Genomic DNA, 26,909 nt, shown 5'->3' with positions numbered 1-26,909 from the left:
TCAAGAACTACCACCGGGTTGACAGGTGGTGCACGATGGAGTCATATCATCACACGTTGAATAAGGGGGCAGTCATGGACGTACAGGACGTCGACTTCGAAGAGCTGTACCAGGGCGCCACCCCGATGGGCCGCAAGATGCCGTGGGACCTCGGTGCCCCGCAGCCCGCGGTCGTCGCGCTGGCCGACGCCGGCGAGTTCACCGGCGAGGTGCTCGACATCGGCTGCGGCCTCGGCGACAACTCGGCCTTCCTCGCCTCGCGCGGCCTGCGGGTCACCGGGCTGGACGGGGCACCGTCGGCGCTCGAACAGGCCCGCTCACGCGCTGCGGAGAAGGGGCTGGACATCGAGTTCGCCGTCGCCGACGCGACGAAGCTCGAAGGCTACGAAGGGCGCTTCGACACGGTCCTCGACAGCGCGCTCTACCACTGCCTGGCCGAGGACGAGCGCCACGCGTACCTGGCGGCGCTGACCCGCGCGACCCGCCCGGGCGCGACGTTGCACCTGTTCTGCTTCTCGGAGGAAGTGCCGGACGCCTTCCCGGCGCCCTACCTGATCAGCGAGGCGAACCTGCGGGAGACGGTCGGCAAGGACTGGACGATCGAGCGTCTCGAGCCGGCCGTCTACACGACGTCGATGACGGCGGAAGAGCTGCGGCAGAGCGTCCGGGTGGTGCTCGGCGCGGAGCCGGGCGGCCTGACCGGGATGGACACCGACGCCGACGGCCGGGTCCTCGTCCCGGTCTGGCAGCTGAAGGCGGTCCGGCCCTAGACGTTGCGCCGGTACTGCCCGCCGACCTCGAAGAAGGCCTCGGTGATCTGACCCAGCGAGCACACCCGCGCGGCGTCCATCAGCACCCCGAACAGGTTGCCGCCGCGGGTGGCCGCCTCGCGCAGGGTCTTCAACGCCTGCTGGGCGTCCTCGTGGTGGCGGTGCTGGAAGTCCGCCAGGCGGTCCAGCTGGGACTTCTTCTCGTCCTCCGTGGCCCGCGCGAGCTCGACCTCGACGTCCTCTTCACCGGAATGCGGGTTGCGGAACGTGTTGACGCCGATGATCGGCAGCGAGCCGTCGTGCTTCTTGCGCTCGTACAGGATCGATTCGTCCTGGATCTTGCCGCGCTGGTAGCCCGTCTCCATCGCGCCGAGGACGCCGCCGCGCTCGGAAATGCGGTCGAACTCGGCCAGCACCGCCTCCTCGACCAGGTCGGTCAGCTCGTCGATGACGAACGAGCCCTGCAGCGGGTTCTCGTTCTTCGACAGGCCCCACTCCTTGTTGATGATCATCTGGATGGCCATCGCGCGGCGCACCGACGACTCCGACGGCGTCGTGATCGCCTCGTCGAACGCGTTGGTGTGCAAGGAATTCGCGTTGTCGTACAGCGCGCAGAGCGCCTGCAGCGTGGTGCGGATGTCGTTGAAGCTCATCTCCTGCGCGTGCAGTGACCGGCCCGACGTCTGCACGTGGTACTTCAGCTTCTGCGACCGCTCGTTCGCGCCGTAGCGCTCGCGCATCGCCACCGCCCAGATCCGCCGCGCCACCCGGCCGAGCACCGAGTACTCCGCGTCCATGCCGTTGGAGAAGAAGAACGACAGGTTGGGCGCGAAGTCGTCGATGTCCATGCCGCGGGCCAGGTACGACTCGACGTAGGTGAAGCCGTTGGACAGCGTGAAGGCCAGCTGCGAGATCGGGTTCGCCCCGGCCTCGGCGATGTGGTAGCCGGAGATCGACACCGAGTAGAAGTTCCGCACGCCGTGCTCGATGAACCACTCCTGGATGTCGGCCATCATCCGGAGGCTGAACTCGGTCGAGAAGATGCAGGTGTTCTGGCCCTGGTCCTCCTTGAGGATGTCGGCCTGCACCGTGCCCCGGACGTTGCGCAGCACCCACTCGCGCAGCTCGGCGGCTTCGGCGTCGGACGGCTCGCGGCCGTGCTTGTCGCGGAAGTCCGTCAGCTTCTGGTCGATCGCCGTGTTGAGGAAGAAGGCCAGGATCGTCGGCGCCGGGCCGTTGATGGTCATCGACACCGACGTGTTCGGTGCGGTCAGGTCGAAGCCGTCGTAGAGGACCTTCATGTCGTCGAGCGTCGCGATGGACACGCCCGAGGTGCCGACCTTGCCGTAGATGTCGGGGCGGGTGTCGGGGTCGTGGCCGTAGAGCGTCACCGAGTCGAACGCGGTGGAGAGCCGCTTGGCCTCCGAGTCCGCCGAGAGCAGCTTGAACCGGCGGTTGGTGCGGAACGCGTCGCCTTCGCCGGCGAACATCCGCGCCGGGTCCTCGCCGTCGCGCTTGAACGGGAAAACACCGGCCGTGTAAGGGAAGTAGCCCGGCAGGTGCTCGCGGCGCAGGAACGACAGCAGCTCACCGGATTCGGCGTAGCGGGGCAGGGCGACGCGCGGGATCCGGTTGCCCGACAGCGTGTCGCGCCACAGCTGGGTGCGCAGCTCCTTGTCGCGGATCTTGACTACGAGCTCGTCCTGGCGGTAGTCCTCGGCGAGCGAGCGGAACCGCTCCAGGAGCTTTGTCGACTCGCCGTCCACATCGGACTCGGCCGCGGCGAGCAGCCCGTCCAGCGCGTCGGTGGAAGCGTCCACCTTGGACAGCTCGGCGCGCGCCAGCGCCAGCGCCTCGTACTTGCGGATCGCGGCGACCTGCTGTTCGGTCTTCGCGTGGTAGCCGCGGACGGTCTCGGAGATCTCGGCCAGGTACCGGGACCGGTTGCCCGGGATGATCGTCGAGGCGTCGGTCGACACCTTGCCCTCGACCTGCGGCAGCGTCCCCGCGGACACGCCGAGGCCCCGCTCGGCGAGCATGCCGCGCAGGTGCTGGTACAGCGCGGTGACGCCGTCGTCGTTGAACTTCGCCGCGCTCGTGCCGTACACCGGCATGTCCTCCGGCCCGGACGAGAAGGCCTCGCGGTTGCGCACCAGCTGGCGCGCGACGTCGCGGCGGGCGTCCTCGGCGCCGCGGCGCTCGAACTTGTTGATCGCGACGACGTCGGCGAAGTCGAGCATGTCGATCTTCTCCAGCTGCGACGCGGCGCCGAACTCCGGCGTCATCACGTACAGCGACTCGTCCACGAAGTCGACGATGCCGGCGTCGCCCTGGCCGATGCCGGGCGTCTCGACGATCACCAGGTCGTACCCGGCGGCCTTGCACGCCAGGATCGACTCGCTGAGCCCGGCGGGGATCTCGCCGGACGTCGTGCGCGTGGCCAGCGACCGGAAGTACACCGGGGAGCCGTCGAGGCAGTTCATCCGAATGCGGTCGCCGAGCAGCGCGCCGCCGCCCTTGCGCCGCGACGGGTCGACGGCGAGCACCGCGATCCGCAGCTTGTCCTCCTGGTCGAGGCGGAACCGGCGGATCAGCTCGTCGGTGAGCGACGACTTGCCCGAGCCGCCGGTGCCGGTGATGCCGAGCACCGGCACCTCGCGCCGGCCCGCGGCTTCGGTGATGCCGCCCAGCAGGTCACCGGGCAGCTGCCCGGCCTGCAGCTGGGTGATGACGCGCGAGAGCGAAGCGACGTCGCCGGAGAGCACCTTGTCCAGCGAAGGGGCTTCGGCCGCGAGGTCGACGTCGCAGGCCTCGATCATGAAGTTGATCATGCCCGGCAGGCCCATCTCGTAGCCGTCCTCCGGCGAGAAGATGCGGGCGACGCCGCGCGAGTGCAGCAGCTCGATCTCCTCGCGCACGATCACCCCGCCCCCGCCGCCGAACACCTTGATGTGGCCGGCGCCGCGCTCGCGCAGGAGCTCGACGAGGTAGGAGAAGTACTCGACGTGCCCGCCCTGGTACGCCGAGATGGCGACGCCCTGGACGTCCTCGGCGATGGCCGCGGTGGCGACCTCGTCGACCGACCGGTTGTGGCCGAGGTGGACGACCTCCGCGCCCTGCGACTGCAGGATCCGCCGCATGATGTTGATCGACGCGTCGTGGCCGTCGAAGAGGCTCGACGCCGTGACGAACCGGACGGGGTGCGCGGGGCGGTACAGCTCGCTGCTCATCCCTCCAAAATACTTTGACTTCCTACTATTGGAAACCCGAGGTCCGGTGACACGGCTCTCACGGCAACCGCGGAGAACCTTGACACCCGCCTGCTCGGGCCTGTATTTAACAGGTACGTTAATTAACAAGGTGGTGAAATGACGGACACGTTGAGCCGCACGTTCTCGGCCCTCGCCGACCCGACCCGGCGCGCCATCCTCGCGCGCCTGTCGGCCGGCGAGGCGACGGTCAACGAGCTCGCCGAGCCGTTCCCGATGAGCCTGCCCGCGGTGTCCCGGCACCTGAAGGTGCTGGAGGAGGCCGGGCTGATCACCCGCGGCCGCACCCGCCAGTGGCGGCCCTGCCGGCTGGAGGCCAAGCCCCTGGAAGGCGTCGCCGACTGGGTCGCGACCTACCGCCGGTTCTGGGACGGCGGGTTCGACCGCCTCGAAGAGCACCTGCGGACCCTGACCGGCGGGCCCGGCGATGCCTGACCTGACCATCACACGCGTGTTCGACGCGCCGCGCGAGCTGGTCTTCGCGGCGTGGACGGAGCCCGAACAGCTGGCGAGCTGGCTGGGGCCGCACGGCTACACCGGCTCCGCCGTCACCCTGGCCACCCGGCCCGGCGGCGCCTGGCGAGCGTGCATCCGCTCCCCCGAGGGCGACGAGCACTGGATGCACGGCGTCTACCGCGAGATCGCCGCCCCTGAACGGCTCGTGTTCACCTTCGCCTGGGACACCGAAGGCGACCTGCGCACCGAGACACTGGTGACGGTCGGCTTCGCCGACCTCGACGGCAAGACCGAGATGACCTTCGTCCAGACCGGCTTCCCGACCGCCGCCGACCGCGACGGCCACGACGCGGGCTGGACCGCCAGTTTCGAGGACCTGACCGGCTTCATCCGAGGAAAGGACGCCCGATGACCGCCACCCTGCCCCAGATCGTCTCGCCCGAAGAGTGGCAGGCCGCGCGAGACGCGTTGCTCGTCAAGGAAAAGGAGCACATGAAGGCGGCCGACCACCTGGCCGCCGAACGCCGCCGGCTGCCGATGGTGCCCTTCACCAAGGCCTACGAGTTCGAGTCGGCCGAGGGGAAGAAGAGCCTGCTCGACCTGTTCGACGGCCGCCGCCAACTGATCGTCTACCACTTCATGCTGCACCCGGGCGACGAGGCGGGCTGCCCCGGCTGTTCCCTGGTCGTCGACAACCTGCCGCACCTGGCGCACCTGCACGCCCGGGACGTCACGCTCACCGTCGTCGCGCCCGCCACCCTCGCCGAGATCGACCGGTACCGGACGCGCATGGGCTGGGACGTGCCGTGGGTGTCCGCGCACGGCAGCAGCTTCACCGAGGACTGCGGCGTCGGGACGGGCTTCGGCGTCAGCGTCTTCCTCCGCGACGGCGACGACGTGTACCGGACGTACTTCACCTCCGGCCGGGGCGGCGAGGCGTTCCTGACGTCGCACCGGTACCTCGACATCACGCCGCTGGGGCGCCAGGAGGCGTGGGAAGAGGAAAGCCGCGGCGACGACGCACCCAGCTCGTGGTGGCGCCGTCACGACGAGTACTGAAGGTCTCCGCCCGCCCGCGTCCGGTCACACGCCGCGGCTGCGTCGAGGGCCCGAGCGGCGAATTCGACGGGCCGGTCGGCTGCTGCGCTTCCGCCGCGCGTGAACGGGCCCGGGCGTGCCCCGGGCCCCGACGGCGTCAGCGGGCGTTGGCCGCCCGCAGCGCGATCCACTGCCGCATAGCGTACTCGACCAGGGTGATCAGCGTCTGCTTGGTCGACTCGCGATCCCGCGCGTCGCAGCGGACGATCGGGATGTTCGGGTCGATCGACAGCGCCTCGCGGACGTCGTTGATGTCGTGCTCCAGCACCCCGTCGAACGTGTTGACGCCGACGATGTACGGCAGGCCCCGGTCTTCGAAGAAGTCGATCGGGGCGAACGAATCGGCCAGCCGGCGCGTGTCGGCCAGCACCACCGCGCCGATGGCGCCGCGGACCAGGTCGTCCCACATGAACCAGAACCGCTGCTGCCCGGGCGTGCCGAACAGGTACAGGATCAGGTCCGCGTCCAGCGACACCCGGCCGAAGTCCATCGCCACCGTGGTCGTCGACTTGTTCGGGGTGTGGTCGAGGTTGTCGACGCCGACGCTGGCGTCGGTCATCATCGCCTCGGTGGTCAGCGGCACGATCTCCGACACCGACCCGACGAAGGTCGTCTTCCCCGCACCGAAGCCACCAGCCACCACGATCTTGGCGGATGTCATGGTCGGGGGCGCGGTGTCCCGCGGTGCCTTAAAGCCGACGGAGTCCACTCAAAACCCTTTCCATCAACACCAGATGTGCCTCGGCGCCGTCATTGCCCGTAATCGTCTTGTGCACCGTGACCAGCCCCGCGTCCGCCGCGTCGCTGATCAGCACCCGGGCCACGCCCAAAGGCACCCGCAGCGCCGAAACGATCTCGGCGACCGAACGGGGGGTCCGGCACTCTTCCATGATCGAGATGCACTCGATCTGCTCCGCGGCCACTTCGGGGAAGCCACCGGTGGCAGCGTAGTCCTTCGCGGAGATCAGTGTCTCCAGCTCCAGGGCGTAGTTCGCCCGGGTGCGGCCGCCGGTCAGCGCGTAGGGCCGGACGATCGCCGTCAGCTCCTCGGGCGCGGGCGGCTGCTCGAACACCGCGGGCATGACGAATTCGCCGCTGGGCGGGCCCGGGTCGAACAAACCGCCTGGTCTGGGGCTGTCCCCGTCGGTACTGCCGGGTGGAGAGACTAAAGAGGTCACACGATCTCCTTGGTCGGCCGACGGCGCGGGCGCCGGCGGATCCGCGGCCGCGTGCGCACCGGCGGCCGGGGGTGGCGGGGACTCCTTGCTCTTCTTGCGCTTCCGGCGGGCACGGCCGGAATCCAGCGTGAACCCGTTGAGGACGTCGGCGAACGTGCCGTCGTCCTCTCGCCCGGCGGGGCCGTGCCCCGCGGGTGGCTCGCCGTCGAATCCGGACCCCGTGCTCATCGCGCCATCATCCCACCGGTTCGCCGATCAGCGACCCCCCGGAGCCCTGAAGCTGAGCGCGCAGCTCCGGGGTGAGGATCTGACCGACCCGGTCGACGAGCATCGTCATCTCGTAGGCGACCTGCCCGATGTCGCAGTTGGGGGCGGCGAGCACGGCCAGGCAGGAGCCGTCGCTGATCGACATCAGCACCATGATCCCCAGCTCCATCTCGACGACGGTCTCGTTGACCGCGCCGGCTTCGAAGCAGCGGGCCGCGCCCTGGGTGAGGCTGACCAGCCCGGAAGCGACCGCGGCGAGCTGGTCGGCCCGGTCGAGCGGGAGCCGGTTCGACGCGGTCAGCAGCAAGCCGTCCGCCGAGACGACCACGGCGTGGGCCACGCCGGGCACCCGCTCCGCGAAGTCGTTCACCAGCCAGCCGAACTGGTTCTGCGTCGGCTGAGCGCTACTCGGCGAGGTCATTCACCCTCCAAGGTCTCGTGGTTGGTCTCGGCCGCCTGTGCGGTGCGGTGGCGTCCGCGCTCGATGCCCTGCTGGAAACTCCGCAGGCGGCCGCGCACGTCGTGTGCGTCCCGTTGTGGTCGGGGGGCCGAGGCCCCGGTGGACGGTCCGGCGCTGCCCGGGAGCAGCTGCTCCCCGCGACGGCGCCGGGGCAATCCTGCCGAAGTGAAAGTGGGAGGTGTCGACTGGGACACCGCTTGCACGGCACGCCAGCCGTCGTCCGTGCCGAAATTCCACTCCGCGGTGGCTTCGACCGAGGTCTCTTCACGGCGCGGAGCGGGCGTCTCCGGGGCCTTCCTGCTGGGCAGCGAGGAGGGCGGGACACCGGGACGGCCGTTGGCGACCGGCAGCTGCCCGGAGTCCTGGAAGACGGCCGGTTCGGGCCCCGGACGAGGACGGCTCGGCTGCGGCAGGGGCACGGAACGCTGCGGGAGCTTGGCGGCGCCCCGGCTGGGCTGCGGGAGCGGCGGCCGGGTGCCTTGATCCGGCGCCGGGGCGCCCGGCCGCGGGTCTTCGGCGGGCGGCTGGGTGCCATCCGCGAAAATGTCCCCTTGCAGCCTCGGACGCGACGGGCTGTCGGGTTGCTCGGATGCTTCGGGCTGCGAACCCGCCGAGGCTTGCTGGGCTGCCGCGGCCGGTGCGCCGCTCGGCTGCTGCGCTGCCCCGGACTGCGGCCCCGGCTGCCCGAACGCCTCCGGCGCGGCTTGCGCGGAATCCGCACCCTGCCCGGCAGCAGCCTGCGAACCAGCCCGCTGCCCCGGCTGCCCAAACAGCTCCGAGGCGGCCTGTGAGGAATCCGCACTCTGGCTGGCAGCGCTCTGCGAACCAGCCCGCTGTCCAGGTTGTCCGAACAACTCCGGCGCGGCCTGCGCGGAACTCGCACCCTGCCCGTTCGACTCCGGCGAGCCAGCCCGCTGAGCCGCACCCGCCTGCCCGAATGCCTCCGGCGCGGCCTGTGCCGAATCCGCGCCCTCCCCGGTCGACCCCTGCGAACCAGCCAGCTGAGCCGCGCCCGCCTGCCCGGCTGCCTCCGGCGTGTCTTGCGCCGGGCCGGAACTCTGCCCGGCCGCCTGCTGCGCCGCCGCAGTCTGAGCCGCCGCCGCCTGCTGTGCCGCCGCCGCGTCCTGGGCCGTCCCCAATCCCGGCACCGTCGGCGAAGCCGGGGCCGGCTGCGTCGCGCGCTGCTGCCCCCCGCGCGGCCTCTGCGCCGCGGCCTGGCGGCGGCCACGGGTCACGCCCTGCTGGAAGCTGCTCAGCCGCCCTCGCACGTCCGCCGGGTCGCGGACCGGGAGGTCCGGGCGGGCCGGGGCCGGCTTCGGGGTCGCTGCCGGGCCCGACGGGGTTGCGCTGCCCGGCAGGAGCTGCTCACCCCGGCGGCGGCGCGGGAGGCCCGCGTCGGTGAACGCCGTCGGCTCGGCCTTCGTGCGCTCCTGGACCGTGCGGAAGTTCTCGTCGCTCGCGAAGTCCCAGCTGCGGCGCTCCTCCGGCGCCGCCTCCGCCGAAGCCGAAGCGGCCGGTTCCTCCTCGGGCGCCGGCTTGTCCTCGCGGAACCACGCCGACAGCATCTCGTCGAAGATCGGCGTCGTCTCCGACCGGTCCGGCGCCGGGGCCGGCGGGGGCGGCTCCGACCCCGCCGTCGCCTCCTGCCACCAGTCGCTGAGCGTCGTTTCGTTGGCCGTGAACAGGTCCTTGCCCGCCGGGAGGTCGTCGCCGCGCGGCGGCTGTCCCGCCGGCAGCGGCAGCACCGCGGGCACCTGCGGCAGGGCCGGGCGCTGCGGCGGGACGTCTTCGTCCTTTTCGATCGGGGCGAACAGCGCCGTGCCGGAGATCTCCAGGTCCGATGGCGGGCGCACGCCGGACAGGCCGGCCAGATCGCTCGCCGACGGCCACCGCTCCTCGCCCATCGCCGGCTGCGGCGGCACCACCGGCCGCGGGCGGGCCGCGCCGTTGACCGGGCGGCGCGGCAGCCGGTTGCCCGCCGCCGGGCTCGCCGGGTGCTGCTGCAGGGCGCCGATCGGGCCGGTCGCCGGGCCGTCGGTCAGCGGCATCACCAGCTCCGCGGGGACCACGACGGTGGCGCGGACGCCGACGATGTCCTTGCCGCCGTGCAGCGACACCCCGATCCGGTGCCGGCTGGCCAGCCGGCCGACGACGAACAGGCCCATCCGGCGCGACGTGACCAGGTCGAGCGATCCGGCCTCGGTCAGCCGGGTGTTCGCCTCGGCGACCTCGACCTCGTTCATCCCGATGCCCTTGTCGAGGATGTCGATGTCGAGCGAGCCGTCCTCGCCCATCCGCGACGCCACGGTCACCGTCGTCTCCGGCGCGGAGAACGCCGTGGCGTTGTCCAGCAGCTCGGCGACCAGGCGCATCAGGTCGCTCGCGGCGTAGCCGACGATCCGGGCCGGAGGCGGCGGCTGCACCTGGACCCGCTGGTACTGCTCGATCTCCGACACCGCGGCACGGAGCATGTCGGTGGTGCCGACCGGCTTCCCGGACCGGCGGCCCGGCTCGGCGCCCGAGAGCACCATCAGGTTCTCGTTGTTGCGCCGCATCCGGGTGGCCAGGTGGTCGAGCTGGAACAGCGTCGCCAGCTGGTCGGCGTCCTCTTCGTCCCGCTCGAGCTGCTCGATCAGCTGCAGCTGCCGCTGCACCAGGCTCTGGCTGCGCCGCGAGAGGTTGACGAAGACGCTGCCGTAGCCGGTCCGCATCGCGGCCTGCTCGGTGGCCAGCCGCAGCGCCTGGTGGTGCACCTTGTCGAAGGCCCGCGCCACCTCGCCGACCTCGTCGTCGGTGTGCACCGGGACCGGCCGGACGTCGGTGCCCTGCGCGCGGCCCTCCTGGATGTTGCGGACCGCCTCCGGCAGCGCGGTCTCGGCGACGTCGAGGGCGCTGCGGCGCAGCACCTTCAGCGAGCGCAGCAGCTGGCGGGTGATGAGGAAGACGACCGCGACGGCCAGCACCATCGCGGCGAACAGCAGCACCGCGAGCAGGCCGGCGCCGCTGCTGGACTCGTCGACCAGGTCTGCCGCCGTCTGGGACGCCGACGCGCCGAGCCGGTCGGCGACCGCGCCGATCTGCGCGCGCATCGCCCCGGAGGCGGCGTTCCAGTCCGCGGCCGGCAGCGCGCGGAACGCGTCGTCCACCGCGCTGCTCTGCGCGTTCAGCACCGTCTCGACCATCCGGGCCCGGCTCTGCGCCTGCGTGCCTTCGGCGATCGCCGCGAAGTCGCGCTGCAGCGTGTCGCCCGCCGCGGAGCGGAAGTCGACGAGCCGGTCGGCGAGCCGCAGCTCGGCGGCGCGCAGGGTGGCCAGCTCGCTCGGCGTCAGGCCCGCGCGGCCGATGCCGTAGGAAACGAGGGCCTGGCTGAGCGACACCTGCTCGCCGGCGACCAGCAGTTCGTGCAGCCCGGCGGGCAGGCCGCCGAGGGTGCCGTCGCCGGCGCCCGCGGTGGCCGCGGTGTCGAGGCTGATGAGCGACCCGGTGAGGGCGGAGTACGCGGTGATGGCCTGGCCGGGGTCGAGCTGACCGCCGTCGACCTGGCGGCGCAGGAAGGCGAGGTTGCCGAGCTGCGCGGAGGCCGTGCCCCCGGCGCCGGACACGCCGGGTTCGGCTTGGGCGGCGCGGTCCTGCTCCGCGGTGAACGGGCCGGTCGCGGCGTCGGTGGCCTTGCGCGCCGCGGCCAGCTCGGGGGTGCCGCCGACGGTGCCCGCGGTCAGCATCGCCGAGGTGACCGTGCGCTCCTGCTGGAGGGCGGCGGTGAGCGTGCGCACCCCGCCGCCGAGCGCGACGAGCCGGTCGAGCCGCTGGTACTCGCCGGAGCGGCCGACCTGCGCGGCGATCGTCGCGACGCCCAGCACGAGCGCGAGGACGATGGGCACGACCGTGACGGCCGAAAGCTTGACGGGCAGGCTCCAGTCGCGCCACTGCACGAGCGCGCGCCACACGGCCTTTCCCCTGGACCGCCGGGGCGCTCGGCCGAGCAGTTCCCCGACGGGCACCTGACCTTCTCCTGCAACGGTCACGTGAGTGACTCCCTGTCCGGCGTCATGGATCCGCGTCGGCGGCGCGGCGTCCCGGCTCGCGACGGGCCACCGGACGGCCGTGCCGTCCGTGCCCTGCCGCTTCCCCGGCGCCCTCGCTCGTCCCCGGCCGCCCCACTGTCCGCGCGCTCGGCACTGGGAAGGCACCGCCTCGTCGCCTCGTGCCCGGGGCTCTGCTGCCCGGGACTATGCACGTGCACGTCGCAAGTTGCGTTGTGCACGGTGATCGAGATCAACTTAATCGGTGCCAATCGATCGCTGCGGTCAGCTGGGCCAAAGAATCGTACCCCCGATGCCGTGCCGGTCAATTGTGTTCCCCACTCGGGCGCTGACCTGCGAAAAGCGCTTTCGCAACCGGACACCGGCCAGGACATTTCGCCTCACCGCCCCCGAAGAGGGAATTCCGGTTACCGGACGCGTGGACTCGTCGCCGCCGACCATCACCCGATTAGCCCAGGCAGGGTAGCAGCATCCCTCGGTCGATCTACACTGCGTACCACCAACGGGTGGGTCAAGTCTCAAGATGTGCCCGATGTTGTGGCGTTCCGCGTTCCCCCGCCCCGGCCTGGTGATTTCTTTCGGAACCCGGCGCTGACCAGTGGATCTTCGCCGTCCATCCGGCGGCCGAGCCACCCGCGAGAAGGATCAAGCCCCGAAAACGGCTACTTTCCGTAACCACGTCGGGGAGACGACCGGTGCCGTTACCCCGTTCGCCGCAGTGCACTGTCGCTCCCGCAACGTCCCGTCACAATTCTTTTCGGCATTACGGACGTTCTCCGCACTGCCCACTCACCAGTGTTGTGACCGGTGTTGTCGCCGGTCACCCATTCGACACCCGCGTCGGGGAAACGAATACCGGCTCCCGGACCGACCGGACGGTCCGGCCGCCTTCGGCTGCCGCCGGATGGCGTAGTTACGATGTGCCCTCGCAGTCCGCAAGGGCGGCCCGGCACCCTGCCCGCAGGCGCCCGGGCCCGCCGCCACGGAGGCACCCTGCCGGAGGCACCATGTACGACGTAGCGCGGCCCACGCCGGCCAACGCCCTCGAGGAAACGAGCCGGATCCCGGTCACACCGGCCGGTGCCCCACCCAGCCGGTCCACCACCCCCGCGGGCCCCGACTACCCCGCGATCCAGGCGAGCCCCGAGTTCGTCGCGCTGCGCCGCCGGTTCCGCGGCTTCGTCTTCCCGCTGAGCTTCGCCTTCTTCGCCTGGTACATGACGTACGTGCTGCTGGCCGCGTACGCGCACGACTTCATGAGCCGCAAGGTGTTCGGCGAGGTCAACGTCGCGATCCTGCTCGGACTCAGCCAGTTCGTCAGCACCGCGCTGATCACCTGGCTCTACCTGCGCTACGCGCGCCGCCGGCTCGATCCGCGCGTCGCCCAGCTGCGGGCGCGAGCGGGCCTGACGGAAGAGAAGCGCCGATGACCGCGCTCGCCGCGGGCGGGCAGGCCGCCAGCGACCCCGTCGTCAACACTGTCGTGTTCGCCTTGTTCGTGGCGATCACGCTGTACGTCGTCTACCGGGCCGGCAGCCGGACCTCCTCGACGTCGGACTACTACGCCGCGGGCAGTGCCTTCACCGGCCGCCAGAACGGCATCGCGCTCTCCGGCGACTTCCTCTCGGCGGCGTCGTTCCTCGGCATCGCGGGCGCGATCGCCGTCCACGGCTACGACGGCTTCCTCTACTCGATCGGCTTCCTGGTCGCCTGGCTGGTCGACCTGCTGCTGATCGCCGAGCTGCTGCGCAACACCGGCCGGTTCACGATGGGCGACGTCGTCAGCTTCCGGATGAACCAGCGGCCGGTCCGCGCCGCGGCGGCGACGTCGACCCTGGTGATCTCGCTGTTCTACATGCTGGCGCAGATGGCGGGCGCCGGCGGCCTGGTCGCGCTCCTGCTCAACATCCACACCCGGCTCGGGCAGGCGCTGGTGATCGGCGTGGTCGGCCTGGTCATGGTGCTGTACGTGCTGGTCGGCGGGATGAAGGGCACCACGTGGGTGCAGATCATCAAGGCCGGCGTGCTGATGCTGGCCGTGGTGCTGATCGCGGTCTTCCTGTTCGGCAAGTTCGGCTTCAGCTTCTCGAACCTGCTCTCGGCCGCAACCGAGAAGAGCCCGCTGGGCGAGCACCTCCTGGAACCGGGCGGCTCCTACGGCCAGGACGACACCACCAAGCTCGACTTCGTGTCGCTCGCACTGGCCCTGGTGCTCGGTTTGTCGTCGCTGCCCCACCTGCTGATGCGCTTCTACACGGTGCCGAACTCCTTCGAGGCGCGCCGCTCGGTCGTCTGGGCCACCGTCTGCATGCTCATCTTCTACGTGTGCACGCTGGTGATCGGCTTCGGCGCGGCGGCGCTGGTCGGCGCGGACGAGATCAAGAGCGCACCGGGCGGGGAGAACTCGGCGGCGCCGCTGCTGGCGCTGCACATCGGCGGGACGCTGCTGCTGGGCGTGATCGCCGCGGTGGCGTTCGCGACGATCCTCGCGGTGGTGGCCGGGCTGACGATCACCGCGTCGGCCTCGTTCGCCCACGACGTCTACGCGAACATCTTCAAGCGCGGCAAGGCCGAGCCGGCGGACGAGGTCCGGGTGGCGCGGATGACCGCGATCGTGGTGGGCGTGCTGGCGATCGTCGGCGGCGTGCTGGCGAACGGGCAGAACGTCGCGTTCCTGGTGGCGCTGGCGTTCGCGGTGGCGGCGTCGGCGAACCTGTCGACGCTGCTGTACTCGTTGTTCTGGAAGCGGTTCAACACCACCGGCACGCTGTGGGGCATGTACGGCGGCCTGATCGCGTGCCTGCTGCTGGTGCTGTTCTCGCCGGTGGTCTCGGGCGCTCCCGACTCGATCTTCAAGAGCTTCGACTTCGCCTGGTTCCCGCTGAAGAACCCGGGCCTGGTGTCGATCCCGTTCTCGTTCCTGTGCGGGTTCGTCGGAACGCTGGTGGGCCGGCCGAAGGCGGACGCGGAGAAGCAGGCCGAGATGGAGGTCCGCTCGATGACCGGCATCGGGGGCTGATCCGGGCGGGCGGCCCGCGTCAGGCGCGCAGGCCGTCCAGGATCACGTTCAGCACGCGCTTGCCGTCGTCCGGGCTGCAGTTGCGCACGGCCATCCCGGCGCCGTGCCCCAGCCGGAGGACGTCCGCACCGACGACGTCCGGGCGGACCAGCCCGGCCTCCTGCGCCGCTTCGACGAGCACTCCAGTCGCTTCGCGAAGCCGCTTCTGGCAGTACTGGAACGTCTCCGAGCCGGAATCGATGGACTCCTTGAGGATCGTCGCCAGCTTGTGCCGCTCGACCACCCAGGTGACCTGGGCGAGCAGCCACGCTTTCAGGGCCTCCCACGGCGGCAGCTCGTCGTGCAGCACGAACGCGCGGTCGGCGAGCACCGTGATCTCGTCGCGGTAGACCGCTTCGAACAGCTTCTCCCGGGTCGGGAAGTGCCGGTAGAGGGTGCCCGCGCCGACGCCGGCCTTCTTCGCGACGTCGTCCAGCGGCACGTCGGCGCCGTGGGCGGTGAAGAGGTCCTTCGCCGTCGCGACGATGCGCTCGTAGTTGCGCCGCGCGTCCGCGCGCATCGGACGCTCACCCACCTCGGGCATCCCGGCCTCCTCGCCACTTAACCGGAGAGATTCTCCGAATTCACTTGCGCATCCGGAGACGCTCTCCATATTATCGGATCAGACCCAAGCGGAGAAGATCTCCGCTTCTTCTCTTACTCCTCGGGGGAGTATCCCTTGTCCCAGCAGACGCTCGACCGCGCGCCCGCACCGGCGCGCCCCCACCGCAGCGGGCTGGTCCTCGCGATCATCCTGACCTGCCAGCTCATGCTCGTCCTCGACGCGACGGTGATGAACGTCGCGCTCCCGCGCATCCAGTCCGACCTGGGGTTTTCCCCCACCGGCCTGTCCTGGGTGATGACGGCCTACAGCCTCGTCTTCGGCGGCCTGCTGCTGCTCGGCGGCCGGGCCGGCGACCTGTTCGGCCGTCGGCGCATGTTCGTCGCGGGCATCACCGTGTTCACGCTCGCTTCGCTGGCCGGCGGGCTCGCCGGCTCGGCTGCGCTGCTCATCGCCGCCCGCGTCCTGCAGGGGGTCGGCGCCGCGATGGCGGGTCCGAGCACCCTGGCACTGGTCACGACGACGTTCACCGAGCCCAAGGCCCGCGTCCGCGCGCTGGCGCTGTTCTCCGCGATGTCCAGCGGCGGCTTCGCGATCGGCCTGATCGTCGGCGGCCTGCTCACCGAATGGTTCTCGTGGCGCGCCGCGCTGTTCATCAACGTCCCGTTCGGCCTGGCGATCGCCCTGCTCGCCCCGCGGTTCGTGGCCGAACCCGAACGCCGCCGCGCGCACCTGGACCTGCCCGGCGCGGTCACCGGCACCCTCGGCGTCGGCTCGCTCGTGTTCGCCTTCACCCACGCCGCGTCCGACGGCTGGGGCAACCCGGTGACGCTCGGCTCGCTCGCCGCCGGCTTGGCGCTGCTCGCCGGCTTCGTCGCCATCGAAGCCCGCACCGCGCTGCCGCTGGTGCCGCTGCGGCTGTTCGCCGACCGCAACCGCAGCGCGGCCTACGTCAACTTCTTCCTCGCGCCGATGGCGATGATGTCGATGTTCTTCTTCCTGACCCAGTTCATGCAGGACATCCGGCACTTCGCCGCGCTGGCCACCGGGTTCGCCTTCCTCCCGATGGCGGCGCTGATCTTCACCATGAGCCGGCTGGTGCCGCGGCTGCTCCCCCGCTACGGGCCGAAGCCGCTGGCCCTCACCGGGTCGGTGCTGATGGTGGCCGGCGTCGGCTGGCTCGCGCTGCTCACCACCGACAGCACGTACTTCCCGGCGCTGCTCGGGCCACTGCTGCTGATGGGACTGGGCGGCGGGCTGGCGTTCGCGCCGCTGAACGTGATCATCATGGCCACGGTTCCCGCCGAGGACGCGGGCGCCGCGGGCGGCGTGCTGCAGACCATGCAGCAGGTCGGCAGCACGCTCGGGCTGGGCGTCCTGGTCACGGTGTTCGGCTCGGTGACCCGCTCGTCGGGCTCGACCGGGGCGCAGCTCACGGTCGACGGCATGACGGCGGCGTTCGCGACGGCCGCGGTGTTCGCCGCCTGCACGGTGCTCGTGGCGCTGACCTTCCGCCGTCAGCTTCCGGCTACAGCTTCTGCCCGGCCTTGACCTTGTGCGTCACCCGGCGCTCGACGAGGAACGAGACGAACGGGACGCAGCCGGCCAGCAGCACGAGCACGGTGCCCTTGATCGACCAGCGCGCCTTGATCGCCAGGTCGATGGTGAGCACCAGGTAGATCATGTACAGCACACCGTGGATGGGCGAGTAGATCGCCGACGGCGTCGGGTTGCCGAAGGCGTACCGCAACACCATCACGAAGCACAGGCCCAGCAGGCCGACACCGGTGACGTAGGCGGCGGTGCGGAACCGGACCAGGGGGCCGGCGAGCGGCACGGCGGTCCGGGCGCCTTCGGTGCTGGTGGTCATCGGGTCGTCGTCCTCACTCTGCGGCCTGCTGGTCGCGGGCGTTGAGCTCGCGCAGGTAACGGTTGTAGGCGGCCAGCTCCTCGTCCTCGTCGGTGGTCGTCGCCTCGGCGACGACCGGACGGGGGCGGGGGGCGGGCACCGCGGGCTTGACTTCCTGCTGCCCGGGCTCTTCGGCTTCGGCCTTTTCCCGGAGTTTGCGGATCCGCCAGAACATGAAGGCCGGGAAGAGCCCGAACAGCGGCCACTGCAGGACGTAGCCGAGGTTCTGGAAGGTGCCGTTCGCGGAGGTGAAGCGGTCCCACTGCCACCAGGCGAGCCCGCAGCAGACGAGCAGGCTCACCAGGCAGGTCGCGACGATCGCGATCCGCCGTCCCCACGGGGAGGCGGCCGGTGGCGGGGAAGCTGGCACGGGTCCGACGCTAGCACTGGCCGCCTGAGAGGGAACGTCCGACCGCAGGCCGCGTGGCCGGGCTCTCAGCCCTGCTTGCGCACCGACTGGGCGGCCTTCGCGTACCCGTCCGCCAAGCCGAACACCTTCTGCGCGTACTCCGTCGAGTTGTTGTAGGACAGGATCCCCGCCCACCACCCGCTCGGCCCGGCCATGTCGCGGCCGCCCGCGCACAGGTACCGCGCCGCCGCCAAGGCCGCGTCGTCGATCTGCTGGGGGTCGCCGAGGCCGTCGCCGTTGCCGTCGGAGGCCCACTTGCGCCAGGTGCCGGGGATGAACTGCATCGGGCCCACCGCCCGGTCCACCCCGGCGTCGCCGTCGTAGCGGCCGCCGTCCGTGTCGCCGATCGCCTGGACGCCGGCCGATCCGTCGAGCGGGACGCCGATGATCGGCTTGGACGGGCGGCCGTCGGCGCCGAGGACCGCGCCCGCGTACTGGCCGTGGTTGGACTCGATGCGGCCGATGCCCGCGAGCGTGGCCCACGAAATCTTGCAGCCCGGCTGGTCCGCGCGCATCGCCAGTTCCGCGTTGCCGTAGGCCTGCAAGGCCCGCGCCGGGACACCCGTGGCCGCCGCGACCTGGGTCGCCCACTGGGACAGCGTTGCCGGACCCGTGCTGCGGGCCTGCTGGGGAGACGTCTGCTGCTCGGCCCCGCCCGCCACCGCGCCGCCGGCCGGGGCGACCGAGCCCGGGCGGACGTCGGCCGCCTTGACCTGCAAGGCGGGGATTTCGGTGGTGGTCGGGCTCGCCACCGGCGTCGCCGCGCGGGTGATGAGCCAGATCCCGCCGCCGGCCACCGCCAGCACGGCGAGGACCACGAGCAGCCGGGTGAGCACGGCGACGCCCGGAGAGCGCGGTGCCGGTGCGGCGGAGGCGGCTTCCTCGGCACTCGGGCCGATCGGGTCGTCCTCGGTCTTTCCGGTCCTGGTGCGCACGAAACTCCGGTCCTCCAGCGTGGTATCGACGAACGGTCAACGAGCCCGCGCAGGTTGGCGTTACGCGGGTCGTCCCGATCGTCTCACCACACCGGGTCACCCGGCCGGGTGGAAACCGTCTTTCAGGCGGACTTCTGCTGACGCGCGAGCCGCGCCACGCACCAGGCCGGGGCACTGCCGCGACGCAGGTGCTGCAGGACGGTCATCGGCCCGAGCCGGCGGCTCAGGTCGGACGGCGCGAGCCCGGCCGCCCGGTAGTCGAGGGCCCGCTGGTCGAGCGGGCTGATGCCGGCGTCCCACCACTCCTCGGCTTCGGCGACGCCGCCGACCATCTGCCACCAGCCCGCGGCGGCGGTGAGGAGCTCTTCGGGCACCTCCGGCAGCCGGCTGCGCATCGCGGCGAGGTAGCCGGGATCGGCCGACTCGACGGGGACGAACCGCGACTGTCCGGTCCGGGCACGCTGGCCGGGAATGCCCGGAGCCTGCGCCGGTGCGTCGGCCAGCCACGCGGATGCGATGCGGTCGACCTCCTGCTCCTCGGGAGTCCTCTCGCGCTCGGCGGCCCACTGCCGGATCAACGCGTCCACTCCGGGATCTCCGGTCATCCCTGCCTCCTTGTAGGTCCCCGACGGACAGGCCCTGACGCCTGTCCCACGCGGCGGTGCCGCACGCACCAACCTGCACCTTGCTGAGTGGAAACTGCCTGCGTACCGGGGGTCTCCGGGGGGAGGGCGAACCACCCGATCACGCAATGTGAGCACCGTAGGGCCGGGGTGGTCGTCTTCGCCAGACCCCGGGTGCCACGAATTCGACGACCTGCGCGTTTACGGCCGCAATCCACCCGGATGGTCGAGCGTCGGAGTCCGAAATCCGAGATTGGTGACACTGGGTGATTTACCGTCCGTTAACACGCAGGGTAGTCACCGGCACCGCCCGTGGCGGCGCCGGTACGGAGAAGCACCAGGTCAGGAGAAGAGGGCGCGGAAGAACGTGACGATCGCTTCGGCGCCGTCCTTGAGCCAGCCGAGCACGCGGTGTACGAAGTCGGCGGACTGGGTGGGCTGGGTGATCAGGAGGAAGAGCACGAGGGCGACCACGCCCACGATGAGAATTTTCTTCACGCCGCCCGACATGCGCTTCCTCCCCGGCTCGCCGTCCCCGTCCTGGGAGTGGCCACCCCAATACTGTAGGGAAGGGGTGCGTGGAAGACACCTCGATCACCTCAGGAGCGGCCGTGTCCCGGAACGTGCTGGTGCAGCGGGACGGCGCGGTGACGACGATCACCATCGACCGCCCGGCCGCGCGCAACGCCGTCGACGGGCCCACGGCGGCGGAGCTGGCCGACGCCTTCCGCGTGTTCGACGCCGACCCGGACGCGGCCGTCGCGGTGCTCACCGGAGCCGGCGGCGCGTTCTGCGCGGGAGCCGATCTCAAGGCGATCGGCACCGACCGGGTGAACCGCACTCACCCGGACGGGGACGGCCCGATGGGACCGACCCGGATGACCCTCGGCAAGCCGGTGATCGCGGCGGTCCACGGGCCGGCCGTCGCGGGCGGGCTCGAGCTCGCGCTGTGGTGCGACCTGCGCGTCGCCGACGCCACGGCGGTGTTCGGCGTGTTCTGCCGCCGCTGGGGCGTCCCGCTGATCGACGGCGGAACGGTGCGGCTGCCGCGCCTGATCGGCCAGTCGCGCGCGATGGACCTGATCCTCACCGGCCGGCCGGTCGACGCCGCCGAGGCCGTCGAGATCGGCTTGGCCAACCGGCTGGTGCCGGCCGGCGAGGCGGTGACGGCGGCGCAGGAGCTGGCCCGGCAGCTCGCGGCCTTCCCCCAGGCCTGCCTGCGCGGCGACCGCCGCTCGGCGCTGGCCCAGTGGGGCGAGTCCGAAGAGGACGCACTGGCGGCCGAGTTCGCCGCGGCAATGGGCGAGGGCGTCCTGGCAGCGGAGGCGGTCGAAGGCGCGGCCCGCTTCACCGACGGCGAGGGCCGCCACGGCACCTTCACGTGACGCATCACTCGTGATTGGGAGGTCAACTCGCGTGATTGGAGGGTCGACACGGCCGGGCCTTCGGGTTTCGCCGTGTCGACCTCCGGATCACGCGTGTCGACTTCTGGATCACGCGTGTCGGCGGTTCCATCACAGGTGATATCCGCTCAGTCACGGGGGTTGCCTCGACCGGGCGATCCGCCGCGCGGGCGTGCCGGTTCCGGTCAAGCGGCCGATAAGGTCTCCGGATGGACGACGACGGTGTCAGAGTGGAGCTCCGGCCGGTGGCCGAAAGCGATCTCGGCTTCCTGGAACGGCTGACCAACGACCCCGTCGCCAGCGGTGAGCACCAGTGGTTCGGCTGGCACGATCCCGGCTACCTGCGCCGCCGGTGGCTGGAAACCGGGATGCTCACCGCCGAGACCGGCATGCTCGTACCGACGCTCGGCGGCCGCGTCCTCGGGGTCGTCTCCTGGCACCGCAGCCGGACCGGGCCGACGTCCTACTGCTGGAACATGGGCCTCGTGCTCGTCCCGGAAGCACGCGGCCACGGCTACGGCACCGAAGCCCAGCGCCTGCTCGTCGGCTACCTCTTCGCCCACACCCAGCTCAACCGGGTCGAAGCGACGACCGAGACCGGCAACCGTGCCGAACAACGCTCGCTCGAGAAGGCCGGCTTCACCCGCGAAGGCGTGCTTCGCGGCTACGGCTTCCGGGACGGCGAGTGGCGCGACCACGTCGTCTACTCGGTCGTGCGCTCCGACCTGGCGAAGAACTAGGGGAAGCGCTAGGCGATCACGCCCGCCGCACGCAGCGCGTCGAGGTCCGTGACGCCCAGTTCGGCGAGCACCGCTTCGGTGTCGGATCCCTTGGCACGCGGTGCTTCCGGCGTCGAGGGCGGCGTCCGGTCGAACCGCGGCGCCGGTGCCGGCTGGACCATGCCGCCGATCTCGACGAACGTGCCGCGCGCCGCGTTGTGCGGGTGCGACGCCGCCTCGGCCGGTGACAGCACCGGCGTCAGGCACGCGTCGGTGCCTTCGGCGCGCGCGACGAGGTCGTCACGCGTGAACTTGCCGATCGCCGCCGCGAGGATCTCCCGAAGGCGGGGCCACTGCGTCTTGTCCACGTGCAGCGGCAGCGAATCCGGGTCGAGCTCGAGCACCTGCACCAGCGAACTCCAGAACCGCATCTCGATCGCGCCGACGGCGACGTACTTGCCGTCCGCCGTCTCGTAGGTGTCGTAGAACGGCGCGCCGCCGTCGAGCATGTTCTCGCCGCGCTCCCCCGACCAGAGGCCGGCCGCCTTGATGCCGTGCAGGCTCGTGGTGAGCAGCGCGGCCCCCTCGACCATCGACGCGTCGACGACCTGGCCGCGCCCGGACGTGTTCCGTTCGTACAACGCGGCCAGGACGCCCATCGCCAGCAGCAGCCCGCCGCCGCCGAAGTCACCGACGAGGTTCAGCGGCGGCACCGGCCGCTCCCCCGCGCGCCCGATCGGTTCGAGGGCCCCCGCGATGCCGATGTAGTTGATGTCGTGCCCGGCCGCCTTCGCCAGCGGCCCGTCCTGGCCCCAGCCGGTCATCCGGCCGTAGACCAGCCGCGGGTTGCGGGCGTGCACGACGTCCGGGCCGAGCCCGATCCGCTCGGCGACACCGGGCCGGAACCCCTCGATGAGGACATCGGCGGTGTCGCACAGCTTCAGCACCAGCTCGACGCCCTCGGGCGTCTTGGTGTTGACGCCGACGGACCGGCGGCCGCGGGCGAGCGGGTCGGCCGGGATGCCGAGCACGTCCTCCCCCGGCTGCGCGCGGTCGACGCGGACGACGTCGGCGCCGAGGTCGGCGAGGATCATCGTGGCGAACGGCCCGGGCGCGAGGCCGGCGAGCTCCACCACCTTCAGGCCGCCGAGCGGACCTGCCTTCATAGTCGGTCCTCTCAGAGCGAGCGGGAGATGATTTCCTTCATGATTTCGCTGGTGCCGCCGAAGATCCGGGAAATCCGGACGTCGGCCCAGGCGCGGGCGATCGGGTACTCGGTCATGTAGCCGTAGCCGCCGAAGAGCTGCACGCAGTCGTCGATGACCTTGTTGACGCGCTCGGTGGTCCACAGCTTCGCCATCGCCGCGCCCTGGACGTCGAGCTCGCCCTTGAGGTGCCGTTCGATGCACTGGTCGAGGAACGCCCGCGCCACCGCGGCTTCGGTCGCCGCCTCCGCGAGCTTGAACTTGGTGTTCTGGAAGGAGAAGATCGGCCGGCCGAACGCCGTGCGCTCCTTGGTGTACTCGAGCGTGAGGTCGACCGCCGCCTCCAGCCCGGCCACCGCGGTGACGGCGATGATCAGCCGTTCCTGCGGCAGCTGCAGCATCAGCTGGATGAAGCCCTGCCCCTCGGCGTCGCCGAGGAGGTTGCCGGCCGGCACGCGGACGTCGTCGAAGAACAGCTCGGCGGTGTCCTGGCCCTTGAGCCCGACCTTGTCGAGGACGCGGCCGCGGCGGAAGCCCGGCGTGTCGGTCTCGACCACGATCAGCGACACGCCCTGCGCGCCCGCGTCCGGGTCGGTCTTGCACGCGACGACGACGAGGTCGGCGTGCAGGCCGTTGGTGATGAAGGTCTTCGCGCCGTTGAGGACGTAGTGGTCGCCGTCGCGGACCGCGCGCGTCTTGATGCCCTGCAGGTCCGAGCCGGTGCCGGGCTCGGTCATCGCGATCGCGCCGACCATTTCGCCGCTGGCCAGTTTCGGCAGCCACTCGCGCTTCTTGTCTTCCGACGCGTAGGCGAGCAGGTAGTGCGCGACAATTCCATTGTGGACGGTGACGCCCCACGCGCCGTCGCCGGCGCGCGCCTGCTCTTCGTAGAGGACGGCCTCGTGGGCGAAGGTGCCGCCGCCCCCGCCGTACTCCTCGGGGATGGACAGGCACAGCAGGCCGACGTCGCCCGCCTTCGTCCACAGCTCGCGGTCGACCTTCTTCGCCGCCGCCCAGCGTTCCTGGTGCGGGACGGCTTCCTTCTGCAGGAACGACCGGACGAGTTCGCGGAGGTCGTCGAGCTCGGTCGTGCTCCACGAGCTCTTCGGCAGTTGCAGTGGCACGGGGACCCTCCTGCTGGAAAACATGACGCTCAGCATGTAAGTTCTGATCGGAATGTACATCCGTACCGGCCTGTAGGTAAAGCAGGGAGGCCGCGGTGACCGAGACGACGCACCGGACCCAGGCGCAGCGGCGCGAGCAGACCCGCACGGCGCTGCTCGACGCGACCATCGACTGCCTGGTCGAGGTCGGCTACGCGCGCACGTCGGTGCAGGAGATCTGCGCCCGCGCGGGCGTGTCGAAGGGCGCCGTGCAGCACCACTTCACCGCGAAGGCCGAGCTGATGGCGGCCGCGGTCGAGCACCTGACGACGAAGCTGCGCCGCCGGCTCGCGGAGTCACTGGACGAGCTGCCCGGTGGCGGCAGCGGGGTCGCCGCGGCGATCGACCTGCTGTGGGCCGGCTATTCCGGCACGCTCTCCACCGCCGTCACCGAACTGTGGGTCGCCGCCCGCACCGATCCCGAACTGCGCGCGGCCATCCGCCCGGTCGACCGCGCGCTCGGCCGCGCCACGCTCGAGCACGTCACGCAGGTCGCCGGCGAGCTCCCGCCGGAGCGGGCGGAGATGCTGTTCTGGCTCACCGTGAACCTCACCCGCGGACTGGCGCTGGACGCCGAGCTCGGCGGCGCCCCGCACCGGCGCCGGCAGCTCCTGGAGGAGTGGAAGCGCATCGCCGTCCTGCTCTACGAGGACGCCACCGCTGCGCCGAGCTGACCACCAGGGTGCTTTGCCCCTTATCCGCAGGCGGATTTCGTGGTCCAATCCCCTCCGAACGAGGGGAGTTCCGATGACCGCCGCCCCGTACCCGTACCCGTACGGCCCGCCACCCGCCCAGCCGCCTGCCGACCCGGGCGCCGTCTTCCGGCTGCTGGCCGCGATCCTCGGCGCCCTCGCCGCGGTGCTGGTGATCGCCGGGTCCTTCCTGCCGCAGACGTCGTTCGAGCAGGTGGTGGACGGCAAGACCGAGAGCAGCCAGACGATCAGCGCCTGGTCGCGCTCGTTCACCGTCGAGCCCGACGAGCAGACGAAGCAGTTCTACGACAACGCCCACGTCGCCCGGTACGGGATCCCGCTCACCACGGCCGCGGTGGTGCTGCTCGCGGGGGCCGGGCTGGCGCTCGCCGGCGCACGCCGCTCGGCGGGCCCCGGCGTGCGCTCGGCCGCCCGGACGACGCTGGTGGCCGGAGCCGCCGGAGTGGCCGCGGCGGTGTGGATGCTCGGCATGGACGTCTCGGCGACCTTGAGCTACGAGAGCGACCAGCCGGCGCTCAAGTCGCACTACACGACCGGGATCGGGTTCTGGTTGCTGATCGGCAGCGGGATCGTCGCGTTGCTGACGCTGGTGGCCGCGGTACTGGCCGGGCGCCGGCCCCCCGTCGCGGCGCCGGCCGGCCCACCGTCCGGGCCCTACCAGCAGCAGTCACGGCCGTACCCGGTGCCGCCCCAGCAGTACGGGCAGCCCTACCCGGGTCAGCCGGTGTCGCAGCCGTTCCCCGCCCAGGCCCCGCCACCGCCGCAGACCGGCCCGCAGCCGCCTCCGTACGGCGGCCCGGCGTCGCAGCCGTTCCCGGCGCAGCAGCCCGACGATCCTTACGGCGGCGCCACGCAGGCTCAGCAGCACCCGGTTCAGCAGGAACCGACGGAACCGAACTACCAGCTGCCGCCGCTGCACCCGCCCAAGACGTGAATCTTATTCACATCACGCTGGACATCTGACGTACCGACGGTATGGTGTACTCGTCGGTAACCCCTGCGCGACGTCGCGCGGACTCCGCCGGAACGGAGACGTCATGACCAGCACGACCCCCGCGAACGCGGTCGAAGACCCCTCGCTGCCGCCCACCGTCGGCGGCGTCGCCGGGGCGCCGGGCTCGGCGCGGGCGGCCCGGCTCGTCGCCCGCGTGACGGGCGGCGCGGACTCCGCGCCGATCCGGATGCGGGCGCCCTTCACCGGGTTGCCGATCGCGACGCTGCCGCAGGCCACCGACGCCGACGTCCGGGCGGTGTTCGCGGACGCGCGCACGGCCCAGACGGCGTGGGCCGACCGCTCCCCCGCCGAGCGCGCCCGCGTCCTCACCCGCCTGCACGACCTCGTGCTCGCCCGGCAGGACGAGGTACTGGACCTGGTCCAGGTCGAGGCCGGCAAGGCGCGGCTCGACGCGTTCGACGAGGTCAGCGCGACCGCGCTGGTGGCGGCCTACTACGGCAAGCACGCGGCGAAGCTCCTCGCGCCCCGCCGGGTCGCCGGCGTCATCCCCGGCCTGACCCGCGCGGGCGAGGTCCGTCACCCCAAGGGCGTCGTCGGGATCATCTCGCCGTGGAACTACCCCCTGGCTCTGACCGCGATGGACGTCCTGCCGGCGCTGGCCGCGGGGAACGCCGTCGTGCAGAAGCCGGACAACCAGACCGCGCTTTCGGCGCTGTGGCTGCACGAGCTCGCCGAGGAGGCCGGGCTGCCCGCCGGGACCTGGCAGATCGTGCTCGGCCGCGGCTCGAAGATCGGCACCGCGCTGGTCGAGGAGTCGGACTACCTCTGCTTCACCGGCTCCACACCGACCGGCAAGGAGCTGGCGGGCCAGGTGGCGAAGCGGCTGACGTCGTACTCGCTGGAACTCGGCGGCAAGAACCCGATGGTCGTGCTGCCCGACGCCGACGTCGCGAAGGCCGCGACGGGCGCGGTGACGGCGTGTTTCTCCTCGGCCGGGCAGCTGTGCGTGTCGGTCGAGCGGATCTACGTCCACGAGGACATCCGCGAGGAGTTCACCCGTGCGTTCGTCGCGCGCACGGCGGCTTTGCGGCTCGGCGGCGCGCTGGACTACCACGCCCAGATGGGCTCGCTGACGTCGGAAGACCAGCTCGCGACGGTGTCGGCGCACGTCGAGGACGCCCGCGCGAAGGGCGCTTCGGTGTTGACCGGCGGCCGCGCGCGGCCCGACCTCGGGCCGCTGTTCTACGAGCCGACGGTGCTCTCCGGCGTCACCCCGGACATGCTGCCGTTCGCGGAGGAGACGTTCGGGCCGGTCGTCTCGATCTACGGCTACACCGACGTCACCGACGCCATCGAGCGGGCCAACGACACGCCGTTCGGGCTCAACGCCAGCGTCTGGTCCCGCAACGGCCGCGCGGGCTGGGAGGTCGCGGCGCGGCTGAAGGCCGGGACGGTCAACGTGAACGAGGGCTACGCGGCGACGTTCGGCAGCGTCGGCGTCCCGATGGGCGGGATGAAGGACTCGGGCGTCGGCCGCCGCAACGGCGCCGAAGGCCTGCTGAAGTACACGGAGTCCCAGTCGATCGCGCTCCAGCGCGGCCTGGCCCTCCGCCCGCCGCGCGCGATCCCGGGCTCACTGTGGTCCCGAGGCATGACGTTCGGCCTCAAAGCCCTCCGCCGCCTCCCGCGCTGACGTGATCGAAGAGTCAACTCA

25 protein-coding genes are annotated in these 26,909 nt (G+C 71.5%); 12 read left to right on the top strand and 13 right to left on the bottom strand.

Annotation, left to right across the window (positions count from 1 at the left end; all coding sequences use genetic code 11):
• Positions 1–74 precede the first annotated feature (74 nt).
• Complete coding sequence (locus ISP_RS13225) at positions 75–770, top strand: class I SAM-dependent methyltransferase (RefSeq protein ID WP_013224370.1); 696 nt, start codon at positions 75–77, stop codon at positions 768–770.
• On the opposite strand, the gene icmF is transcribed toward ISP_RS13225, so the two are convergent.
• On the bottom strand, positions 767–4,000 hold the full coding sequence (gene icmF, locus ISP_RS13220) for a fused isobutyryl-CoA mutase/GTPase IcmF (protein ID WP_013224369.1): 3,234 nt from the start codon (positions 3,998–4,000) through the stop codon (positions 767–769). The genes ISP_RS13225 and icmF overlap by 4 nt on opposite strands.
• A 138-nt stretch (positions 4,001–4,138) precedes the next feature.
• Between icmF and ISP_RS13215 the strand changes: the two genes are divergently transcribed.
• From ISP_RS13215 to ISP_RS13205, 3 genes are read left to right on the top strand one after another with little or no spacing between them, the layout of a single operon-like run.
• On the top strand, positions 4,139–4,474 hold the full coding sequence (locus ISP_RS13215) for an ArsR/SmtB family transcription factor (RefSeq protein ID WP_013224368.1): 336 nt from the start codon (positions 4,139–4,141) through the stop codon (positions 4,472–4,474).
• Positions 4,467–4,907 carry an SRPBCC family protein gene (locus ISP_RS13210; protein WP_013224367.1) on the top strand — a complete coding sequence of 147 codons (441 nt, stop codon included), beginning with the start codon at positions 4,467–4,469 and terminating at the stop codon, positions 4,905–4,907. Before ISP_RS13215 ends, ISP_RS13210 begins: the two co-directional genes overlap by 8 nt.
• Positions 4,904–5,554, top strand: a complete 651-nt coding sequence (locus ISP_RS13205) for a DUF899 domain-containing protein (protein WP_013224366.1) — start codon at positions 4,904–4,906, stop codon at positions 5,552–5,554. The genes ISP_RS13210 and ISP_RS13205 overlap by 4 nt, the downstream gene beginning before the upstream one ends.
• Before the next feature lie 136 nt (positions 5,555–5,690).
• Here the strand turns inward: ISP_RS13205 and ISP_RS13200 are convergent, their stop codons facing one another.
• The 4 genes from ISP_RS13200 to ISP_RS13185 are packed head-to-tail and all read right to left on the bottom strand — an operon-like array spanning position 5,691 to position 11,499.
• Positions 5,691–6,254, bottom strand: a complete 564-nt coding sequence (locus tag ISP_RS13200) for a GTP-binding protein (protein ID WP_013224365.1) — start codon at positions 6,252–6,254, stop codon at positions 5,691–5,693.
• Positions 6,255–6,282: 28 nt separating this feature from the next.
• Positions 6,283–6,999 carry a DUF742 domain-containing protein gene (locus ISP_RS13195; RefSeq protein ID WP_230468773.1) on the bottom strand — a complete coding sequence of 239 codons (717 nt, stop codon included), beginning with the start codon at positions 6,997–6,999 and terminating at the stop codon, positions 6,283–6,285.
• Between the two features lie 7 nt (positions 7,000–7,006).
• Positions 7,007–7,459 carry a roadblock/LC7 domain-containing protein gene (locus ISP_RS13190; RefSeq protein WP_004561253.1) on the bottom strand — a complete coding sequence of 151 codons (453 nt, stop codon included), beginning with the start codon at positions 7,457–7,459 and terminating at the stop codon, positions 7,007–7,009.
• The gene (locus ISP_RS13185; protein ID WP_037374383.1) at positions 7,456–11,499 is read right to left on the bottom strand and encodes a sensor histidine kinase; all 4,044 of its coding nucleotides are present in this window, start codon (positions 11,497–11,499) and stop codon (positions 7,456–7,458) included. Before ISP_RS13185 ends, ISP_RS13190 begins: the two co-directional genes overlap by 4 nt.
• Before the next feature lie 1,049 nt (positions 11,500–12,548).
• On the opposite strand from ISP_RS13185, the gene ISP_RS13180 reads away from it, so the two are divergent.
• Together ISP_RS13180 and ISP_RS13175 are read left to right on the top strand one after the other, a co-directional pair.
• Complete coding sequence (locus ISP_RS13180; protein ID WP_013224362.1) at positions 12,549–12,971, top strand: DUF485 domain-containing protein; 423 nt, start codon at positions 12,549–12,551, stop codon at positions 12,969–12,971.
• Positions 12,968–14,560, top strand: a complete 1,593-nt coding sequence (locus ISP_RS13175; protein WP_013224361.1) for a solute symporter family protein — start codon at positions 12,968–12,970, stop codon at positions 14,558–14,560. Before ISP_RS13180 ends, ISP_RS13175 begins: the two co-directional genes overlap by 4 nt.
• Before the next feature lie 19 nt (positions 14,561–14,579).
• On the opposite strand, the gene ISP_RS13170 is transcribed toward ISP_RS13175, so the two are convergent.
• Complete coding sequence (locus ISP_RS13170) at positions 14,580–15,143, bottom strand: TetR/AcrR family transcriptional regulator (RefSeq protein ID WP_013224360.1); 564 nt, start codon at positions 15,141–15,143, stop codon at positions 14,580–14,582.
• A 135-nt stretch (positions 15,144–15,278) separates the two neighbouring features.
• Between ISP_RS13170 and ISP_RS13165 the strand changes: the two genes are divergently transcribed.
• Positions 15,279–16,712: an MFS transporter gene (locus tag ISP_RS13165; protein ID WP_013224359.1), complete on the top strand. Its 1,434-nt coding sequence runs from the start codon at positions 15,279–15,281 to the stop codon at positions 16,710–16,712.
• Here the strand turns inward: ISP_RS13165 and ISP_RS13160 are convergent.
• From ISP_RS13160 to ISP_RS13140, 5 genes are all read right to left on the bottom strand, one after another.
• Positions 16,690–17,031 carry a DUF3817 domain-containing protein gene (locus ISP_RS13160; RefSeq protein ID WP_013224358.1) on the bottom strand — a complete coding sequence of 114 codons (342 nt, stop codon included), beginning with the start codon at positions 17,029–17,031 and terminating at the stop codon, positions 16,690–16,692. The two genes, ISP_RS13165 and ISP_RS13160, sit on opposite strands and share 23 nt — an antisense overlap.
• Before the next feature lie 13 nt (positions 17,032–17,044).
• A complete protein-coding gene (locus ISP_RS13155; RefSeq protein ID WP_378251314.1) occupies positions 17,045–17,440 on the bottom strand; it encodes a hypothetical protein in 396 nt (131 codons plus the stop codon).
• Between the two features lie 65 nt (positions 17,441–17,505).
• Positions 17,506–18,414: a lytic transglycosylase domain-containing protein gene (locus tag ISP_RS13150; RefSeq protein ID WP_013224356.1), complete on the bottom strand. Its 909-nt coding sequence runs from the start codon at positions 18,412–18,414 to the stop codon at positions 17,506–17,508.
• Between the two features lie 122 nt (positions 18,415–18,536).
• Positions 18,537–19,019, bottom strand: a complete 483-nt coding sequence (locus ISP_RS13145) for a hypothetical protein (protein WP_013224355.1) — start codon at positions 19,017–19,019, stop codon at positions 18,537–18,539.
• 360 nt (positions 19,020–19,379) lie between these two features.
• The gene (locus ISP_RS13140; RefSeq protein WP_014466828.1) at positions 19,380–19,547 is read right to left on the bottom strand and encodes a hypothetical protein; all 168 of its coding nucleotides are present in this window, start codon (positions 19,545–19,547) and stop codon (positions 19,380–19,382) included.
• A 101-nt stretch (positions 19,548–19,648) separates the two neighbouring features.
• Here ISP_RS13140 and ISP_RS13135 point away from each other — a divergent pair, with 101 nt between their 5' ends.
• A complete protein-coding gene (locus tag ISP_RS13135) occupies positions 19,649–20,422 on the top strand; it encodes a crotonase/enoyl-CoA hydratase family protein (protein WP_176742161.1) in 774 nt (257 codons plus the stop codon).
• Positions 20,423–20,649: 227 nt separating this feature from the next.
• A complete protein-coding gene (locus tag ISP_RS13130; protein WP_013224353.1) occupies positions 20,650–21,180 on the top strand; it encodes a GNAT family N-acetyltransferase in 531 nt (176 codons plus the stop codon).
• Between the two features lie 8 nt (positions 21,181–21,188).
• Here ISP_RS13130 and ISP_RS13125 read toward each other — a convergent pair whose 3' ends face one another.
• Together ISP_RS13125 and ISP_RS13120 are read right to left on the bottom strand one after the other, a co-directional pair.
• Positions 21,189–22,325 carry a CaiB/BaiF CoA transferase family protein gene (locus tag ISP_RS13125; RefSeq protein ID WP_013224352.1) on the bottom strand — a complete coding sequence of 379 codons (1,137 nt, stop codon included), beginning with the start codon at positions 22,323–22,325 and terminating at the stop codon, positions 21,189–21,191.
• A gap of 11 nt (positions 22,326–22,336) precedes the next feature.
• Positions 22,337–23,488 (bottom strand): acyl-CoA dehydrogenase family protein, encoded by a 1,152-nt coding sequence (locus ISP_RS13120; protein WP_013224351.1) that lies wholly within the window; start codon positions 23,486–23,488, stop codon positions 22,337–22,339.
• A 95-nt stretch (positions 23,489–23,583) separates the two neighbouring features.
• On the opposite strand from ISP_RS13120, the gene ISP_RS13115 reads away from it, so the two are divergent.
• The 3 genes from ISP_RS13115 (at position 23,584) to ISP_RS13105 (ending at position 26,888) form a co-directional block, all read left to right on the top strand.
• Positions 23,584–24,201: a TetR/AcrR family transcriptional regulator gene (locus tag ISP_RS13115; protein WP_013224350.1), complete on the top strand. Its 618-nt coding sequence runs from the start codon at positions 23,584–23,586 to the stop codon at positions 24,199–24,201.
• A 73-nt stretch (positions 24,202–24,274) separates the two neighbouring features.
• Complete coding sequence (locus ISP_RS13110) at positions 24,275–25,174, top strand: hypothetical protein (RefSeq protein WP_013224349.1); 900 nt, start codon at positions 24,275–24,277, stop codon at positions 25,172–25,174.
• Positions 25,175–25,277: 103 nt separating this feature from the next.
• Positions 25,278–26,888, top strand: a complete 1,611-nt coding sequence (locus ISP_RS13105) for a succinic semialdehyde dehydrogenase (protein ID WP_013224348.1) — start codon at positions 25,278–25,280, stop codon at positions 26,886–26,888.
• Positions 26,889–26,909: the final 21 nt, after the last annotated feature.

This window comes from Amycolatopsis mediterranei, from assembly GCF_026017845.1.
Taxonomy (GTDB): domain Bacteria; phylum Actinomycetota; class Actinomycetes; order Mycobacteriales; family Pseudonocardiaceae; genus Amycolatopsis; species Amycolatopsis mediterranei.
The sequence above is the reverse complement of the archived record's forward strand: the minus strand, read 5'-3'. Positions and strand labels throughout refer to the sequence as shown.

Excerpts from the sequence above, each read along its gene's own strand:
- ISP_RS13110 (WP_013224349.1), top strand. The coding sequence starts at position 24,275 with ATGACCGCCGCCCCGTACCCGTACCCGTACGGCCCGCCACCCGCCCAG.
- ISP_RS13160 (WP_013224358.1), bottom strand. The coding sequence starts at position 17,031 with ATGACCACCAGCACCGAAGGCGCCCGGACCGCCGTGCCGCTCGCCGGC.
- ISP_RS13175 (WP_013224361.1), top strand. The coding sequence starts at position 12,968 with ATGACCGCGCTCGCCGCGGGCGGGCAGGCCGCCAGCGACCCCGTCGTC.
- ISP_RS13205 (WP_013224366.1), top strand. The coding sequence starts at position 4,904 with ATGACCGCCACCCTGCCCCAGATCGTCTCGCCCGAAGAGTGGCAGGCC.
- icmF (WP_013224369.1), bottom strand. The coding sequence starts at position 4,000 with ATGAGCAGCGAGCTGTACCGCCCCGCGCACCCCGTCCGGTTCGTCACG.
- ISP_RS13170 (WP_013224360.1), bottom strand. The coding sequence starts at position 15,143 with ATGCCCGAGGTGGGTGAGCGTCCGATGCGCGCGGACGCGCGGCGCAAC.
- ISP_RS13195 (WP_230468773.1), bottom strand. The coding sequence starts at position 6,999 with ATGAGCACGGGGTCCGGATTCGACGGCGAGCCACCCGCGGGGCACGGC.
- ISP_RS13215 (WP_013224368.1), top strand. The coding sequence starts at position 4,139 with ATGACGGACACGTTGAGCCGCACGTTCTCGGCCCTCGCCGACCCGACC.
- ISP_RS13210 (WP_013224367.1), top strand. The coding sequence starts at position 4,467 with ATGCCTGACCTGACCATCACACGCGTGTTCGACGCGCCGCGCGAGCTG.
- ISP_RS13130 (WP_013224353.1), top strand. The coding sequence starts at position 20,650 with ATGGACGACGACGGTGTCAGAGTGGAGCTCCGGCCGGTGGCCGAAAGC.
- ISP_RS13140 (WP_014466828.1), bottom strand. The coding sequence starts at position 19,547 with ATGTCGGGCGGCGTGAAGAAAATTCTCATCGTGGGCGTGGTCGCCCTC.
- ISP_RS13180 (WP_013224362.1), top strand. The coding sequence starts at position 12,549 with ATGTACGACGTAGCGCGGCCCACGCCGGCCAACGCCCTCGAGGAAACG.
- ISP_RS13145 (WP_013224355.1), bottom strand. The coding sequence starts at position 19,019 with ATGACCGGAGATCCCGGAGTGGACGCGTTGATCCGGCAGTGGGCCGCC.
- ISP_RS13105 (WP_013224348.1), top strand. The coding sequence starts at position 25,278 with ATGACCAGCACGACCCCCGCGAACGCGGTCGAAGACCCCTCGCTGCCG.
- ISP_RS13200 (WP_013224365.1), bottom strand. The coding sequence starts at position 6,254 with ATGACATCCGCCAAGATCGTGGTGGCTGGTGGCTTCGGTGCGGGGAAG.
- ISP_RS13225 (WP_013224370.1), top strand. The coding sequence starts at position 75 with ATGGACGTACAGGACGTCGACTTCGAAGAGCTGTACCAGGGCGCCACC.
- ISP_RS13125 (WP_013224352.1), bottom strand. The coding sequence starts at position 22,325 with ATGAAGGCAGGTCCGCTCGGCGGCCTGAAGGTGGTGGAGCTCGCCGGC.
- ISP_RS13190 (WP_004561253.1), bottom strand. The coding sequence starts at position 7,459 with ATGACCTCGCCGAGTAGCGCTCAGCCGACGCAGAACCAGTTCGGCTGG.